Here is a 16,945-nt window from a genome sequence, read left to right on the forward strand (position 1 = left end):
GAACCGCAATGTCGAAAGTTTGCATCATCGCCTGGGTCTATGGCCGGGTTCAGGGAGTAGGATTTCGCTACACCACCCAGCATGAAGCGCAACGGCTGGGGTTGACCGGTTACGCGAAGAATATGGATGACGGCAGCGTAGAGGTTGTCGCCTGCGGTGAAAGCGACCGGGTGGAACAACTGATGAAGTGGTTGAAAGCTGGGGGACCGAGCAGCGCCAGGGTTGATCGGGTTCTCAGTGAACCGCACCGCCCTGGCGACGAGCTAAAGGGATTTAGTATCCGCTATTAAATACATTTCACCGGCTTCGGCAGGCCGGCAATTTTAGTCGCCTGCTTAGCCGGACCTTTCGGAAACAGGCGGTAGAGATAACGACTGTTGCCTTTCTCTTCGCCAAACTTGTTGGCCATCGCCTTTACCAGCATGCGGATAGCAGGGGAGGTATTAAACTCGAGATAAAACTCGCGTACGAAACGCACCACTTCCCAGTGCTCGGGGGAGAGGACGATACCTTCGTTTTCAGCGATTTTCTCCGCCAGCGGCTCGTTCCACAGCGTGGTATCTTTCAGATAGCCTTCGCTATCGGTACTGATTTCTTTACCTTCAAAGATCAACATTATTCGTCACTGCGTTAGTCAAACTGGTGGCAGTTTACCAAAAAAGAAAGCCCCGCATAAGCGGGGCTGGATAATGCGAGTGGACATCTTAATCGCGGCTCGCAAAGCCCAGAATGCTCAGCAGGCTGACGAAGATGTTGTACAGCGAAACGTACAGGCTGACGGTGGCACGGATGTAGTTGGTTTCACCGCCACGGATGATATTGCTGGTTTCAAACAGGATTGCGCCTGAAGAAATCAGAATAAATACCGCGCTGATCGCCAAATGTAACGCCGGCAGTTGCAGGAAAATATTTGCAACCATACCAATCAGCACCACCACGATACCTGCCATCAGCATACCGCCGAGGAAGGACATATCCTTACGTGTGGTCAGTACATAAGCCGAGCAACTGAAGAAGACCAGCGCCGTACCGCCCAAAGCCATGGCGATAACATCACCCATGCCCGCAGACAGGTATGTGTTCAGTATCGGTCCCAGAATGTAGCCCAGGAAGCCGGTGAAAGCGAAAGCTGACAGAATACCAACCGGTTTATCAGCCGTTTTATAAGTCAGGAACATCAGACCATACATACCCACCAGCGTCAGGATAAGTCCCGGAGAAGGCAACATCAGTACGGTACTGGCAGTCGCAGTGATCGCCGAAAACGCCAGCGTCAGGCTGAGCAGGAAATAGGTATTGCGCAGCACCTTATGCGTGCTGAGTAGCGATGTACGATCGCGCGAAGAACTAATAATACGATCCATGAGTCACTCTCTTATGACAGATGTAATTAATGATGGAGGATAATGAAATCAAGGGGAATGACACAGCGGTTTTACCCATCTTTACGCATTTTAACCCGCCGGGCTCAAGCATATTATTTCAACAAAAGCTCCCGAATCAGATGTTAGCACTGTATGTGCAAAAATGTCAGATCCACATCTGCCAGGTAACTGAAAAATATTGCGTTATTCCCGAATCTCTCTGACAGTGACAACGGTGTCTACCTAAAACAGAGCAATAAGGTAAAGGGAATGATTCAACATAAATCGAAGATTTTGACGTTTACGCTGTTAGCTGTCTGTTTGATGTCTATTAACGGCGCGGCGAGAGCGGCTAATGTTCCCGCAGGAACACTACTTGCAGAAAAACAGGAACTGGTCAGAAATAACGGCAGCGAGCCAGCGTCGCTGGATCCGCATAAAGTTGAAAGCAACGTTGAGTTTAATTTAATCAGCGATATGTTCGACGGACTGGTGGCAGTTAAGCCCGATGGGTCTATTGAACCCCGTCTTGCCGCGTCCTGGGAGAACAAAGACAATACCGTCTGGACCTTTCATTTACGCCCGGGCATAACCTGGTCAGATGGTTCTGCTATTACCGCGCAGGATGTTGTCTGGAGCTGGCAGCGCCTGGTCTCGCCGCAAACGGCTTCACCTTATTCTTCGTATTTGGGCAATATGCATGTTGCAAACGCCCTCGATATTGCTCAAGGGAAAAAAGATCCCGCCACGCTGGGGGTAAAAGCCCTCGATGACAACACGCTGGAGATTATCCTGACGCAGCCGACGGCGGCGTTTCTGGCGATGCTGGCGCACCCGTCGCTGGTCCCGCTGGATAAAGTGCTAATAGGCCGCTTTGGCGATAAGTGGACCCGACCAGAACATTTTGTCAGTAGCGGACCGTACAAATTATCGCAGTGGGTGGTCAATGAGCGCATTGTTGCCGAGCGTAACCCACATTATTGGGACGATCGGCACACGATTATTAATAAGGTCACCTATTTGCCCATCAGTTCCGAGTCCGCTGACGTTAACCGCTATAAGGCTGGTGAAATCGACATTGTGTATAGCGTACCGGTCAATCAGTTCGCGCAGTTGAAGAAGACGATGGGCGATGAACTCCATGTTTCACCTCAGCTTTCGACTTATTACTATCAGTTCAATACGACCCGAGCGCCGTTTAATGACCCGCGCGTGCGTCGGGCGCTAAATATGGCGTTAGATAAAGACATCATTGCACAAAAGGTGATGGGGCAGGGGCAACGCGCGGCGTGGGTTATCAGCCAGCCGGAAATAGGGGGAGTTCAACTGCATGCGCCGGAATATGCGTCGTGGCCGCTCGAAAAACGTATTGCCGAAGCGAAGAAACTGCTGGCTGAAGCCGGTTTTGGCCCTGAACATCCGCTTAACGTAAATCTGCTCTACAACACCTTCGAAACGCACCAGCGTATTGCCATTGCCGCATCGTCAATGTGGAAGAAAAATCTTGGCGTAGAGGCGAAACTGCAAAATCAGGAATGGAAAACCATGCTGGATACTATGCATACCGGTAATTTTGACGTCGTGCGCTATGCGTGGATAGCCGATTATGATGATGCCTCAAGCTTCCTCAATATTTTCCGTACCGGTGATAGTGAAAATACAACGAAGTACAGTAATCCCGCCTTTGACGAAGCGATGCGAAATGCAGCGAAAGCAACTTCGCTCCAGGAGCGAGGCAAATACTACCAGCAGGCTGAAGACCTTTTAGGCGAGGATGTGCCAGCGATTCCGGTTTACCACTATGTCCGTACGCATCTCGTGAAGCCGTGGGTGGGGGGATTTGCGCCGGATAACCGGGGAAACTACTACACCAAAGATATGTTCATCAAAAAACATTGAGTGCTGCAGTCCTGCATTTGTGCTGAATAAACGGTCAATTTGTTGTTATTTCAGTCGATTAATAACATTTTGGCTGTTTTTCAGGCAAACGAACACATTGGTGCTTTACAGGTCCGTTCGGGATGTTTATAGTGCGCCTCATTGGAAGCGTGGCCGAGCGGTTGAAGGCACCGGTCTTGAAAACCGGCGACCCGAAAGGGTTCTAGAGTTCGAATCTCTACGCTTCCGCCAAACATGAAACCCAAGTCGTTATGCGACTTGGGTTTTTTCTTTTTTATTGGTTTCCAGTATGCCATTGCCGTCTGGTTCGCACTGCCGATCATGACCCGCCATATACCGCGATCGAGGTTGCGGGTGATGACTTTCATAGCAGTTTCAGTTTTTTCCAGTAACCAGCCGCCGCAGCGAAAATCCTGCTTCATAGCCCAGTCCAGAGCCGTTTTGCCACCGATACTTCGGTGATATCGTTAAGCTGGCGTATCTGTGTCTCAATCTGTGTCAGTGCAGCATTACGCCCTGTCACAATGGGCTCAACGCTGGTGGAGTAAATGACATCAGTATGATCGGTTAAGATTTCGGCGTCAGTAGGGGCTTGTTCAATATGGGGCAGCAGTACTGTAGAGTCGGTCGTATCTTCGTCGTTGTTGAATATACCAATTCAGTTGTAATAGGGATGCGGTTGCTGCATCCCTTTATAAACTATTAGAAGAAATCAATACGCGTATTGATTCCGATGGTGCGCCCCATATTGACCTGCGCGACGGCGCTGCTGCCGTTCATGTAACCATAGGTACGGTAACGACGGTCGAACAGATTATCGACATAGACGGAAATGTTCAGCCGTTCAGTCGCCTGCCAGCCTAGGCTGCTGTCCAGGGTGGCATAGGTGCCCTGCCGCAACTGGTTATCGCCATCGAAATAATGCGGCCCGACCAGATTAACCGCCAGTCGGGGCATCAGTGCGCCATAGCGCGTATCAATTACGCCGTTCACACTGCTACCTGCGCCATAACGTGGTACGAACGGCACCCGGTTGCCGTGATACAACTCACTGTCATTGGTGAATTCGGAACGGATCACGTTGCCATTGATATCCCACGACCAGCCTGGCGCAAACCGCCATTTCGCTTCAAGCTCAACGCCGGTAGCGTCGGCTTTCCCCGCATTGCTTAATGTCTGCATCCCAACCGGGCCAGAGTAGAGCTGCATGTCTTTGGTGTGGGTATAAAACGTCGCGGCTTGCAGCGTGACGTCTGCGGTTTCGTAGCGAGTGCCAAGTTCATAGTTGATGGATTTTTCTGCGACGAACGGTTTGGCATCAAGACCGGCAGTAGGCACGATGTTGTACCCGGAAGGTTTATATCCCTGGGCTACACGGGTATACACTCTCCAGTCGTCGGTCAGCATATAGCCTGCGGATAGCTGTCCGAGCACCTGATCGTCATTGCTCTTGCCCTGGTCGCCAAACGGGTTGCCGAGCATGCTGCCGTGATATTGTGTACTGGCCTTATCATGCGAGAAGCGCACGCCACCGCCGATATCAAATCGCTCGGTCAAATGCCAGGTCAGGTCACTGTATGCGGCCAGGGTTTCAGCGGTGGTATAGCCGGTACTGCTTAAATAAGGCATTGTCGGCATATCGTAGGCTGAATTTAACTTCTCGCGGGTGTTCTGCCGGTACAGCCCAAACACCATATCAACGGTACGCGTATCGCCCAGGGTAGCGGCGCGTAGCTCCTGTACATCCTGATTCCAGCGCTGAGGCATATTGACGATTAACGAACCGGAAGGGAAGGTGCGCGAATAATGCTGCTGCTGCCAGGCGCTGATCAGATTGAAAACCCACTCATCGGTGGTGTATTTTCCACTCAGGGTCTGGCTGTCAGTGCAGCGCCGCATGTACGGGTCTGGTGAACCATCGCTAAGTGAGAGCTTACGGCCCTTAATATCATTCCATCCCACATAGGCGTCCTGGGTAGCGCGGGTACATTCGCGTGAGGTGGCAAAGCCCATTTCCCAGGGCTGGTCGTCTGGGGCGAGACGCAGTTTCACATTCCCTATGCTGGCGCGGGTGCCGCCTAAGTCATCGCTTCCCGTCGCGGGGTTAATCATGTCGCCGTCATCAACCTGGCGTAACAGGGTGACGCTGCCGTACAGCAGGCCATCCTGAATAGGGCCACTCAGATTGAACTTACTTCGATAACTGTCGCGGCTGCTGACGCCGCCTTCAATATAGCCGCGCGGCGTGCTGTCCGGCTGCTGGGTGACGATGTTGATGATTCCGCCCTGAGCGCTTTTGCCATATAACGTTCCCTGTGGGCCACGCAGCAACTCCACGCTTTGTACATCGGTAAGCGCCTGGATGGTGTTGGTGGAAAGCTGAGGAACGCCATCGACATACAGGGTGACGGCGGGGTTATAGAAGTCCTGCGCCGAAGAGATGCCGCGTAGCGAGATCGTCGAAAAAAGCATGTTGCCGCTGTTTTCTATATTAAGCCCAGGCAAAACTCTGGGGAGTTTGTCGCTGGCGGTAACGCCGGCGTCGCTTAACTGCGGCGCGCTGACAACGGTAGACGAGACATTGTTGGCTGATGCCGAGCGGGAAGATTGTTTACTGGCGGTAACCACCAGCGTGCTTTCGTCTTGCTGTGAAGTCTGGGCATTAGCAATGGCGGGGAGCAATAATCCCCCCAAGGCCAGAGGATAAAGCCGTGTCATTTTCATTGTTGTGAGTCCCTGTAAGACGGCGAAACGCCAAAAATACCGACAATAGTGAATTGAAAATGATAACTATTTCTAATAGAGGTGCTACCCGAAACGGGTTTATTTATGCCCGTTTCGGGTTGGTGACTAGTGGAAAGATCAGAGGCCCGGATGGGGTATCCAGGCCTCCGTCAGGGAGCAATTTATGGGGCGGGACCCCGGTTAAATCAAGCGTTTAAAGGTCGAGGGGGTTACGCCGAACTGTTTCTGGAAGGCGGCAGAGAAATGGCTGGCGTTGGCATAGCCCAGATCGGCCGCCACCGTCATGACTGAGGTATTGCCGTTAGCCAGTCGTTTTCTGGCTTCCTGCATTCGTTCAGCCTGAAACAGGCCATAGACGCTGTTGTTGAACAGAACGCGGAAGCCTCGCTTAATTTTGAGAACGCTCAGACCGGATTCTCTGGCCAGTTCCGCGACGCCCGGCGCTTGCGTTAGATCAGCCAGCAGCAGATCCTTCGCCCGCAGTAGTTTCTGGCGTTCCATCGGGTTGAAGTGGCAGGAGAGGCAACTGGCGTCTTCACGATGTTCATCCAGCACCAGACTGAGCATGACCAGACTTTGCCCCTGCAACCATAGCGTCGACGGCTTTTGTTCATGGCTGAAGCCGTCGTGCATGCGCATCAGCGCGTGACGCAAGGCCTGAGCCGTTAAGTGGGTTTCAGCATTACAACGCTGCTGCTGGCAACAGCAGTGGGAATCGATCTTATTCTTAATGGGCGCGCTAATATCCGGTACCCACTGCGCGAGAGTTTCAGGACTGAAGGAGAGGGTAATGCTCTCGAATCGGCCACAATAGGAGGCGCTGCCGCGGCAGTCTGGCGTATGGGTAATGTAATGGCGATTGCGCGTAAGCTCCCATTCGGTGCGGCGCCTGAGTCCCTGAATCGCAAATCGCGATGTGCCTTCCAGGATGCACGAGAAGTTAATCCTGCCCAGATCATCGTGTAGCTGCAACGTCTCAGGCCGCGCAAAATGGCCCCTCCAGAGCAAAATATCCATACCTTCCTGCAACGAATAGCGCAGCAGTTCACACTGAGCAGGAATATTGCCATCGTTTGCAGGTTTCCCGACCACCAACTGGTGAATAGAGATTTCAGATTGCGTTTGCGGTGACTCCGTCATGACCGGGTTATCTCCCTGTGGCTTAGACCAATGCGGGTAAAAAAAGAACTGAATGGGGTAGATGAGTTATTGATAATGGTTATTATTCACATTAATTATCAGAACGCCACCATGAATTGCCGTTTTTGGTGTCTGTAAAAATTCATCAGGAAATTCAGTTACTCCCATGTCATCTCAATCATCCAATACTGAATCACCGTCCCGATTTCCTCTCTGGCAGGTGATTACCCCTGTTCGCAGGAAGGTTATTTTAGCTATGGCGCTGGCAGGACTGGCGGCATTAACCAGCCTGGGGGCTCTTCTTTTTCTGGCGTGGAGTTTACGCGATATTCGTGCGACGCCAGACGATCTTCCGGTCTGGACGCTGGGCGGCTTGATCGGCTGCGTGGTCTTAACTTTTGTTCTGCGCCTACTGGCGTTTAACACTTCTCATTATGCGGCTTTTCATCTGGAGAATATTCTGCGCAGCAGGCTAGCCCGTAAAGCATTGCAGCTTCCGCCTGGTGTGTTACAGCAAATGGGTAGCGGGGCAGTGGCGAAAGTGATGCTGGATGACGTGAAGTCGTTACATATCTTTGTGGCCGACAGTACGCCGCTCTATGCCCGCGCGATCATCATGCCGCTGGCGACAATCGTTATCTTGTTCTGGCTGGACTGGCGGCTTGCAATCGCGACGCTGGGGGTACTGGCGTTTGGCTTAATTGTTCTCGTGCTCACCCGCCAGCGTTCGGAAGATATGGCTCAGCGTTATCATAAGGCGCGTGAGCAAGTCAGCGCGGCGGTTATTGAGTTCGTACAGGCCATGCCCGTAGTGAGAATGTTTGATAGCGGCAGCACCAGTTTTTTGCGTTATCAACGCGCTCTTGAAGAGTGGGTCGATGTGCTCAAAACCTGGTATCGCAAAGCCGGTTTTTCAGCGCGTTTCTCATTCTCAATTCTGAATCCTCTCCCGACCCTGTTTGTCCTGATTTGGTCGGGATACGGCCTGTTGCATTATGGCAGTCTCGATTTTATCGCGTGGGTAGCCGTTTTACTGCTGGGCAGCGGAATGGCCGAAGCTGTGATGCCAATGATGATGCTCAATAATCTGGTCGCGCAAACACGTTTAAGCATTCAACGTATTTATCAGGTTCTCGCGATGCCGGAGTTATCGCTGCCGCTGTTTGACCAGCAACCGAAAGAGGCGAGCATTACCTTCGAGCAGGTGAGCTTTCATTATCCGCAAGCGCGTACTGGCGCCGCGTTGCAGAAGGTAAGCTTTCATGTGCCCGCCGGGAAAATTGTGGCGCTGGTTGGGCCTAGCGGTGCCGGAAAAAGCACAGTGGCGCGCTTGCTGCTGCGTTACGCCGATCCGGACAAAGGCCATATCCGTATTGGCGGCGTGGATCTGCGCGATATGCAGACGGACACCTTAATGAAGCAACTCTCGTTTGTGTTTCAGGACAACTTCCTTTTTGCCGACACGATAGCCAATAACATTCGTCTGGGTGCACCGGATACGCCGCTGGAGGCGGTAATCGCCGCGGCCAGAGTGGCGCAGGCCCATGATTTTATTAGCGCGCTGCCAGAAAGTTACAACACGCGAGTTGGGGAACGCGGCGTATTTCTCTCCGGTGGCCAGCGGCAGCGCATCACCATCGCCCGGGCGCTTTTACAAGATCGCCCCATTCTGGTACTCGATGAGGCGACGGCGTTTGCTGACCCGGAAAACGAGGCGGCGCTTATCAAGGCGCTCGCGGCAGCCATGCGTGGCAGGACGGTCATCATGGTCGCGCATCGACTCTCAATGGTGACTCAGGCCGATGTGATATTGCTGTTTTCCGACGGACAGCTCAGGGAAATGGGGAGCCATACGCAACTGTTGGCGCAGGGGGGGCTGTATCAACGGCTCTGGCAACACTATCAGCAGGCGCAGCATTGGCTGCCGGGTGGAACACAGGAAGAGGTGGCGGAAAATGAAAGACAATAATCCTGCGGATAACCTCGCCTGGCGCGTCATCTGGCGCCAGCTTATCTCCAGCGTTGGCAGCCAGGCCAGGATGCTGCGACGCTGTATGCTAGCCTTGTTGCTGGCGGCATTTATGCAGGGGATCGCCTTTGCCTGTCTTTATCCGATCATTGATGCGCTGTTACGGGGAGACGCGCCGCAACTTCTCAATTGGGCTGTGGCCTTCAGCGTTGCTGCATTTGTGACGCTGGCGCTACGCTGGTATGGCCTGGGCTTTGAATACCGTGGTCATCTGGCGCAGGCCACCCATGAGTTACGCCTGCGAATAGGGGAGCAGTTACGTCGCGTGCCGCTGGAAAAGCTCCAGCGCGGCAGGGCGGGCGAAATGAACGCCTTACTGCTGGGCAGCGTGGATGAAAACCTCAATTATGTTATTGCGATAGCCAATATTTTGCTGCTCACCATCGTCACGCCGCTGACGGCGTCACTGGCGACTTTGTGGATAGACTGGCGGCTGGGGCTGGTGATGTTGCTAATTTTCCCTCTGCTGGTGCCGTTTTATTACTGGCGCCGCCCGGCGATGCGGCGACAAATGCAGACGCTGGGGGAAGCGCACCAGCAGCTGAGCGGAGATATCGTTGAGTTTGCTCAGGGGATGATGGTATTGCGTACCTGCGGCAGCGATGCTGAAAAAAGCCGGGCGCTGCTGGCGCATTTCAATGCGTTGGAAAACTTACAGACCCGCACCCATCGTCAGGGCGCAGGCGCGACGATGCTGATCGCCAGCGTCGTGGAGTTGGGCCTGCAGGTGGTGGTGTTATCCGGGATCGTCTGGGTGGGGACGGGTACTTTGAACCTCGCCTTTCTGATTGCCGCCGTCGCGATGATTATGCGCTTTTCAGAACCGATGGCGATGTTTATCAGCTACACCTCAGTTGTGGAACTGATCGCCAGCGCCCTGCAACGGATTGAGCAGTTTATGGCGGTAGCGCCGCTTCCCGTTGCAGAGCAAAGCGAGATGCCGGAACGTTACGATATCCGCTTTGACAACGTCAGCTATCGCTACGAAGAAGGCGACGGCCACGCGCTTAATCATGTTTCTTTGACGTTCCTGGCAGCCAGTATGAGCGCGCTGGTGGGTGCCTCCGGCGCAGGCAAAACCACAGTCACTAAACTGTTAATGCGCTATGCCGATCCACAGCAAGGGCAGATTTCTATTGGCGGCGTAGATATTCGTCGCCTGACTCCGGAACAGCTCAATAGTCTGATTTCTGTTGTTTTCCAGGATGTCTGGCTGTTCGATGACACACTGCTGGCGAATATCCGTATCGCGCGCCCACAGGCGACGCAACAGGAGGTGGAAGAGGCCGCCCGCGCGGCACAGTGCCTTGAGTTTATTTCCCGTCTTCCGCAAGGCTGGCTGACGCCAATGGGGGAGATGGGCGGTCAGCTTTCGGGCGGCGAACGCCAGCGAATTTCTATTGCCAGGGCGTTATTGAAAAACGCGCCGGTCGTCATTCTCGATGAACCGACCGCAGCGCTGGATATTGAAAGTGAGCTGGCGGTGCAAAAAGCGATCGATAATTTGGTTCACAACCGGACGGTGATTATCATTGCTCACCGTTTATCCACCATCGCCGGGGCCGGAAACATTCTGGTGATGAAAGAAGGGCAGGTGGTTGAGCAGGGTACCCATGCGCAATTGCTCTCTCAACATGGACGTTATCAGGCAATGTGGCAGGCGCAATTGGCCGCGCGCGCGTGGCGCGACGTAGGGGTTTCCGCGCCTGGAGTATGGGAACATGAGTGATGTTCAGTCGAATGTGAAACCACTGACGTTGACGGCCGGACGGGTGATTTTTGCTATTGCCGGCGTCTATGTGACACAAAGTCTGGTATCGGCGCTGTCTATGCAGTCATTACCCGCGCTGGTGCGAGCTGCAGGCGGTTCGCTGGCGCTGGCCGGTGCGACAACCCTGTTCATGCTGCCCTGGGCGCTGAAGTTTATTTGGGCGCCGTGGATCGAACGCTGGCGGCTTCCGCCCGGCAGCCAGGAACGCCGTTCCCGCATGTTAATTCTGCGTGGTCAGGTTGTGTTAGCGGCGATCCTGACGATTGCCGCAGCGATTGGCTGGTTCGGGCGAGAAGGGGGATTTCCCGATACGCAAATCGTCGCGTTATTTGTTCTGTTTATGGTGGCAGGCACGGTTGCCTCCACCATTGATATCGCCAGCGACGGCTTTTGCGTCGATCAACTTACCCGTGCGGGTTACGGCTGGGGAAACAGCGTGCAGGTCGGCGGTAGCTATCTGGGAATGATGTGCGGAGGCGGGGTGTTCCTGATGCTGTCGGCATCATCCGGCTGGCCTGTCGCCATGCTAATGATGGCGGTGTTGATTATGGCGCTGTCATTCCCGTTGTGGCGTATTAAAGAGCCGAAGCGAACAGCGACTATCCCGCATGTTCCGGCCTTAGGTTATGCGCTAAGCAGGGAACAGACGCGCCTGGGCTTACTGCTGGTATTAATGCTGAATTCAGGCATGCGATTTGTGCTGCCCCTTCTGGCTCCGCTGTTGTTGGATCATGGGTTAAGCATGTCAGCGTTGGGCGCGCTGTTCAGCGGCGGCAATATTGCAGCGGGAATAGCAGGAACGCTGGCCGGCGGATTACTGATGCAATACACCTCACCCGGCAGAGCGCTGTTGACGGCTTATGGCATCCAGGGGATCGCGCTGCTGGCGGTGGTGATGACGCTCCTGATAACGCCGGGTCATCTGCTGCTGTCGATTCTCCAGTGTCTGGTTATTGTCCAGTCCATTTCGCTGGCCTGCGCGCTGGTCTGTCTTTACGCCACGCTGATGTCGCTTTCATCGCCTTTGCAGGCCGGGGTCGACTTCACCCTCTTTCAATGTACTGACGCGGCAATCGCCATTCTGGCAGGCGTTATCGGCGGCGTTGTTGCTCAACATTTTGGCTATGTTGTCTGCTTCCTGTTTGCCGGGGGATTAACGTTGCTGGCGGCGTGGATTGCTTATATCCGGCTGCATTCGGCAAAAGAATTGATGACAAGCGCAATTGATTGATCCGGGAATAACACAGAGAGTTAAGGGTTAAAAATCAGTGAATTTTTACACCTGACGTTACCAGAGGAACAATGGCTGCCGACGAATTTCTGGTGTCTTACGCCAGTTTGCAGAAGAAGAGTGTTATGTCTATGAGCGTCAGCTATGTGGGTATTTAGGCAAAGGCTGCCAGGCTCGGTTGCACATAAATGCCGACGGAACGCAGCTATTTTTCGGGTTCCACATTGTTCTGAGGGTAGGTGTCGACCGGCGAGCACAACCCCGCCGCGTTTCCACAACCACTGTCGGAATCCGGGAACAGCCAGTTTATTTAGCCCACAACCACGCACCTTAAAGCGTTTTCGGCGATGTTATTGATTTCCATCTAGCCAGTACTGCAGCATGCGTACATGACATTAATGTTGAAGATGATTAATCTGCCCGGATAGCTTTAGTCAGCGCTCTGGACTTTTGGCCTGCCTTGCAGGCGATCCCTAATTTCCTCATGAATATAATCCAGCAAAGCATATCTTTTCCTGTATTCTGAGCGTTTTTTACTGGGAAGCGCATTAAATGACTTACGCTCGACATTCACCGGTAACTGATACCAGTTACTATATGGACGGCCAGCAATCGATTCCCAAAAATCACTGTATGTGGCAACAAAGGACTTACGTTTCTTATACCGGTATCTCAGTTGCCTGAAAACATGACTTTGTTCGCTGACTGCTAAAACATCAGAAATATCACAGCAACTCATTAATGAGCACAGAGCCTCATAAACGATCCGCTTAGGAAATAGTCCATAGCAGGCCTTAGTTGCATCCCTAATAACGTCAGGTCCAATATTTTTTGGAGCACCCTGTAAACCACCAATAAACGCACAATGCCCTTTTGGCGTTGGGATAATAGAGAATGACAAACGAGCGACCGGGATCGTGTTATAATAGAGCGACAACATCAGTTCTCCCTCGCGATCAAAACCGCCAGAAGAGCAATAAATATTAAGCTCCTCACCATTTTTCCCATTAAACTGAGTCAATAATACATCACTGTCCGGAAATAAAAATTCCTGATATTTTACTGGCAGACTCTGGATAAAACGGTAATGTCCAATGATATTTTTACGTCGAGTCTTGGTTAGTCCACCTTTATGTAAATAAGGGCGATGAATTTTGGCCGGCAACGTAGGTTGTATTTCCAGGATCTTATTCGCTTCACTAAGTGAACATAACTCATAAAAATAAAGAATACTGGAGGCAGGATTGATTATGCACCGTAAAAGATACATGAATCGAAATTTCTTGTTCTTCCATTTGCCATGCAGAGAACCACGAGCCAGTACGATGTTTGTCAGAAATTTTAAAAATGATACATTTTTCATAAATATCGCGTGTTAATCTGTTATTTAGTGTTAAAATTTTTTCGCTCGTAAATCATAACCCTTGATTGGCACATTCAGAATGAATAATAGCTTCATTTCTGGGCGCAACACTTTTCCATTTGGACAGGAGAGAGTTATAAAACCCAAATCTCTGACGGAAATGGACAGGCATTAACTAATTTTTAATTATACAGAGTGAAACCTATATATTTATTAAACAAAGTGCTTTTACAGGCATTGCTATATTCTATGAGATGATGAGTGTATTCTTAAGATAGAGATGGGGACATTAAACTTCAGTTTAAACAAGGTATTACAGCCTCTACCGTAAGCTGCTTAACAGAACCGTATAGATATTTATTTTTCATTTAGATCAACTGCTTAGTTTGGAATGTTTGGCGATCCATGATGGAAAGTCGCTGAAAGGCGAGGATGTGGTCGGTGTGATGGAGGGGGGGTGGGTGCTGGGCAAGCGCCTGCCGGTATGTATTCATTCTCAAATGACATGGCTCCGGCTAAATTCATCCAAAGTCTCTGGAAAGACAAAGATCCCTGATTTAGCACTGCAATGATTTAGGTCAGGGTCAATTTGGCCAAGATCTCAAAAAATGCTTGGAACTAAAACGGGTCTATTAACAGAATCAACAAGTCAACTAAGATTAGCTTAACTGACTTGTTACTCGTCCCATCCTTTTTTAAAATGGTTCTAGCTATCCATACTCTCCGGATACGGATAGCCAGCACTATTTAAAATTTCGGTAAGAGTGAATGCTTCACCAATGTTAGGCCACTCAATACTGTTTTTTGTTATTCTATAGTTTTTTAAATCTTTTATATTTGCCTGCTTAAGCAATGGGAACCAAATGAAAGGGACCGATATAATGAGTCCATTTTGTAACTCAAGACAAATATGATGGGCGGAATACCGTATTTTTTTAACTTGTAACATAAGAGACCTTAAGGTAAGTTAATGTATGGAACACGCTTCATTGAATTGTTGTCAGATAATTTGATTATTTTCCATAAATATCTTTCGATAGTATCCAGTATTGGTAACGTCGATTCCCTTGGGCGGTGATACGTATCGAATGAAGATTAACATGCCATCCTCCGTCACTGTCAGGTGATTCATCAAAGATAACAGTACCAGTAAGAAAACCTTCATCGATTAAAAGAGCCATATACGCATAGGTTTCTTTTGTACTACCAATTGATTTAACTAATTGATTCCACTCGTGATGATTTATTCTTGAGGGAAGTGCTGTTTTGAAAGCATTTAAAATATGCATTTGTTTATTTTCATCTATAATCATTATGGCTACTCCTGTTGATTATTAATGTAATTACTTATTGAGTCTTAGATGGATTTTACCAAAACCAATAAAAATCAAAACAATAAAAAATAAATGCTGCAATTAATATCACCCAGCATAATGCTAACATGATATTTTGTGTTTTTTTATTTCTCTCTAGCGGTTGCATATTTCTTGCCTTTTCATTGATAAGTGTACTTACACCTTGTAGTATCTAACCTTCCTAAATACCCTTAGTAAAAATGAACTGCAAAAGTTGTATTTTCCTTGCACGAACAGCACCTGCACAAGAGTTAAGATAGTAATCGAACGTTCTTCTAAATATAGGGGGGTAATCATCTTCCAAAAGATGCCATGAAGAGTTAAAACGTTGCTCCCATGCTATTAAAGTCTTGTCATAATCTGTACCGAAATTGTGTAAGTCTTCTGTAACAAACCAAGTTTCACTCGCACTCGATATTTGAGAAATTGACGATAAACTGTCATGTTGGAAAATATACTTGTTTATCCATGGATCTACATTATGGTCAGTTTTGTTCGAACAGATAGTATGGAGTAAAAATAAGCCACTTTTTTTTAAAAGCTGATTAATAATATTAAAATAAGTCAGATGGTTTTTAGCTCCAACATGTTCAAACATACCTATCGAGACAATGCGATCAAAGGTTTGTGTAAGTGTTGGGAGATCTTGATAATCAATTAACTTAAAATCTATATCTAATGAGCTACAACGGATACTGGCCATTCTTATTTGCTCGGCTGAGACAGTTACTCCCGTTACTCTAACTCCATAATTTTCAGCCGCATACGCAGCAAGCCCCCCCCAGCCACAACCGATATCTAATAACGTCATTCCTTTTTTAAGCTGCAATTTTTCACAAATAAGTTTTAACTTATTCTGTTGCGCTGTATGTAAATTTTCCGCATTACGCCAATAACCACAAGAGTATTGCATATAAGGATCGAGTATTAAACAGAACAGGCGATTACCAAGATCATAATGATCTGTACCTGCTATCCAGGCCCACTTATTTGATTGCATGTTGAGCAATTTTTCTCCAGCAAGCCTGACCATGTTCTTCATGTTCCTTTTTATTATCCCGTCCAGGTCAGCGCGGAGAGTTTTGGTAACCATTTCATCCAGCTTTTCACAATCCCACCAGCCATCCATATAGCTTTCACCGAGGCCAAGAGCGCCTTGCTGTAAAACTCGCTTGAAAAAACGGTTATCATGTACCTGAATGTCGAATGGTCGAGAACCATTAATTTTGATATCAGCTTCATAAAACAGTCGCTGAGCCAGATCATACCATTGATCATGTTGGCCTTTTCGTACTGTGTTCAATGGATATTTATTCCTGGAATAATAATTATTATTATTCATGAATTAACTCTCTTGTAACTTTTTTTTACAGCTGTAAATAAAAGAAGTCGACCTCCACGTTAACATCTCAATTTCTCGCGGAGTCTTACCATTTTTAAGATGTTGAAGGATTGTTTCACGGTCTTCGTTGATGTTTTTACGACAGTTATACTGGTTTCTTTCTGCATCTTTCAGTCGACTACTAAGGAGTGTGGTCAGTTTTCTTTGTTTCATTATAGCAGTTGACTTCATATCCCCATCACTAATTGACTGAATTTCTCGCCAGACCGATATCGCACGGCGTAACAATCCCATGGATTCAAGTTCATTGGCTTTATTCATCAGTTCCAACGTTTTCTTCATAGTAGGAAGATACCTTTTTATATTCTGTCATTTGTAATACAAATCTGCTTGATGTTTATTTGAAAATATAATGAATTATACGAATAATGATCATTGATGAATGGAATGAGTTTTTTAAGTAGTTGTTTTATACTCGATTATCGTCGTTTTTTATATGGTGTGATTGCTATGATTTATCAATTTTGAAGGCGGCAAATATGTTTCAATATATTAATCTGGACTACGCCTGAGAAAATTTTTATTACTTGTTGTTCGTATATGTTTTGTTTAGTTTTTCAATGCTAATTTTGGATTGTGAATCACTGCGTTAATGTAATAACTAACGTTATATTTTCCAGGTTGTATTGTTCATGCCAGCAGTGGA

Annotated in this window: 14 protein-coding genes, 1 tRNA gene and 3 pseudogenes; 7 read left to right on the forward strand and 11 right to left on the reverse strand. The window is 49.2% G+C overall.

The features are described 5' to 3' along the window. Window positions 1–8 precede the first annotated feature (8 nt). Window positions 9–290 (forward strand): acylphosphatase, encoded by a 282-nt coding sequence (yccX, locus tag LA337_07995; protein ID UBI17626.1) that lies wholly within the window; start codon window positions 9–11, stop codon window positions 288–290. Here yccX and tusE read toward each other — a convergent pair. After that, window positions 287–616 carry a sulfurtransferase TusE gene (gene tusE / locus LA337_08000; GenBank protein UBI17627.1) on the reverse strand — a complete coding sequence of 110 codons (330 nt, stop codon included), beginning with the start codon at window positions 614–616 and terminating at the stop codon, window positions 287–289. The two genes, yccX and tusE, sit on opposite strands and share 4 nt — an antisense overlap. Window positions 617–704: 88 nt before the next feature. Then, a complete protein-coding gene (gene yccA / locus LA337_08005) occupies window positions 705–1,364 on the reverse strand; it encodes an FtsH protease modulator YccA (GenBank protein UBI17628.1) in 660 nt (219 codons plus the stop codon). A gap of 270 nt (window positions 1,365–1,634) precedes the next feature. Between yccA and LA337_08010 the strand changes: the two genes are divergently transcribed. Together LA337_08010 and LA337_08015 are read left to right on the forward strand one after the other, a co-directional pair. Next, a complete protein-coding gene (locus tag LA337_08010) occupies window positions 1,635–3,263 on the forward strand; it encodes an ABC transporter substrate-binding protein (GenBank protein ID UBI17629.1) in 1,629 nt (542 codons plus the stop codon). Between the two features lie 143 nt (window positions 3,264–3,406). Then, window positions 3,407–3,494 (forward strand) — tRNA-Ser (locus LA337_08015). A gap of 86 nt (window positions 3,495–3,580) precedes the next feature. Here LA337_08015 and LA337_08020 read toward each other — a convergent pair. The 3 genes and pseudogenes from LA337_08020 to ybtA all read right to left on the reverse strand — a co-directional run bounded on the left by LA337_08020 (window position 3,581) and on the right by ybtA (window position 7,148). After that, window positions 3,581–3,864, reverse strand: a pseudogene (locus LA337_08020) (methyltransferase). Between the two features lie 101 nt (window positions 3,865–3,965). Next, window positions 3,966–5,987 carry a siderophore yersiniabactin receptor FyuA gene (gene fyuA / locus LA337_08025; GenBank protein UBI17630.1) on the reverse strand — a complete coding sequence of 674 codons (2,022 nt, stop codon included), beginning with the start codon at window positions 5,985–5,987 and terminating at the stop codon, window positions 3,966–3,968. 201 nt (window positions 5,988–6,188) lie between these two features. Next, window positions 6,189–7,148, reverse strand: coding sequence for a yersiniabactin transcriptional regulator YbtA (ybtA, locus tag LA337_08030; protein ID UBI17631.1), 960 nt, complete (start codon window positions 7,146–7,148; stop codon window positions 6,189–6,191). Window positions 7,149–7,404: 256 nt separating this feature from the next. Here ybtA and ybtP point away from each other — a divergent pair, with 256 nt between their 5' ends. From ybtP to LA337_08050, 4 genes and pseudogenes are all read left to right on the forward strand, one after another. Continuing rightward, window positions 7,405–9,117: a yersiniabactin ABC transporter ATP-binding/permease protein YbtP gene (gene ybtP, locus LA337_08035; protein UBI18419.1), complete on the forward strand. Its 1,713-nt coding sequence runs from the start codon at window positions 7,405–7,407 to the stop codon at window positions 9,115–9,117. After that, window positions 9,104–10,906, forward strand: coding sequence for a yersiniabactin ABC transporter ATP-binding/permease protein YbtQ (ybtQ, locus tag LA337_08040; protein ID UBI17632.1), 1,803 nt, complete (start codon window positions 9,104–9,106; stop codon window positions 10,904–10,906). The genes ybtP and ybtQ overlap by 14 nt, the downstream gene beginning before the upstream one ends. Further along, the gene (gene ybtX / locus LA337_08045) at window positions 10,899–12,179 is read left to right on the forward strand and encodes a yersiniabactin-associated zinc MFS transporter YbtX (protein UBI17633.1); all 1,281 of its coding nucleotides are present in this window, start codon (window positions 10,899–10,901) and stop codon (window positions 12,177–12,179) included. The genes ybtQ and ybtX overlap by 8 nt, the downstream gene beginning before the upstream one ends. A gap of 33 nt (window positions 12,180–12,212) precedes the next feature. Further along, a pseudogene (locus tag LA337_08050) lies at window positions 12,213–12,384 on the forward strand (salicylate synthetase). Window positions 12,385–12,387: 3 nt separating this feature from the next. On the opposite strand, the pseudogene LA337_08055 reads toward LA337_08050, so the two are convergent. The 6 genes and pseudogenes from LA337_08055 to LA337_08080 all read right to left on the reverse strand — a co-directional run bounded on the left by LA337_08055 (window position 12,388) and on the right by LA337_08080 (window position 16,581). After that, window positions 12,388–12,558: pseudogene (locus LA337_08055) on the reverse strand (IS66 family transposase). Between the two features lie 51 nt (window positions 12,559–12,609). Beyond that, complete coding sequence (locus LA337_08060) at window positions 12,610–13,542, reverse strand: VirK/YbjX family protein (protein ID UBI17634.1); 933 nt, start codon at window positions 13,540–13,542, stop codon at window positions 12,610–12,612. Window positions 13,543–14,248: 706 nt separating this feature from the next. Beyond that, entirely contained in the window at window positions 14,249–14,491 is a 243-nt protein-coding gene (locus LA337_08065) for a DUF2442 domain-containing protein (GenBank protein UBI17635.1), read from the reverse strand. A gap of 64 nt (window positions 14,492–14,555) precedes the next feature. Then, complete coding sequence (locus LA337_08070; protein ID UBI17636.1) at window positions 14,556–14,855, reverse strand: hypothetical protein; 300 nt, start codon at window positions 14,853–14,855, stop codon at window positions 14,556–14,558. 223 nt (window positions 14,856–15,078) lie between these two features. After that, the gene (gene cfa, locus LA337_08075; protein ID UBI17637.1) at window positions 15,079–16,239 is read right to left on the reverse strand and encodes a cyclopropane fatty acyl phospholipid synthase; all 1,161 of its coding nucleotides are present in this window, start codon (window positions 16,237–16,239) and stop codon (window positions 15,079–15,081) included. A gap of 3 nt (window positions 16,240–16,242) precedes the next feature. Continuing rightward, entirely contained in the window at window positions 16,243–16,581 is a 339-nt protein-coding gene (locus LA337_08080; GenBank protein UBI17638.1) for a hypothetical protein, read from the reverse strand. Window positions 16,582–16,945 lie beyond the last annotated feature (364 nt).

It is taken from the genome of Citrobacter europaeus, assembly GCA_020099315.1.
GTDB classification, from domain to species: Bacteria; Pseudomonadota; Gammaproteobacteria; order Enterobacterales; family Enterobacteriaceae; genus Citrobacter; species Citrobacter europaeus.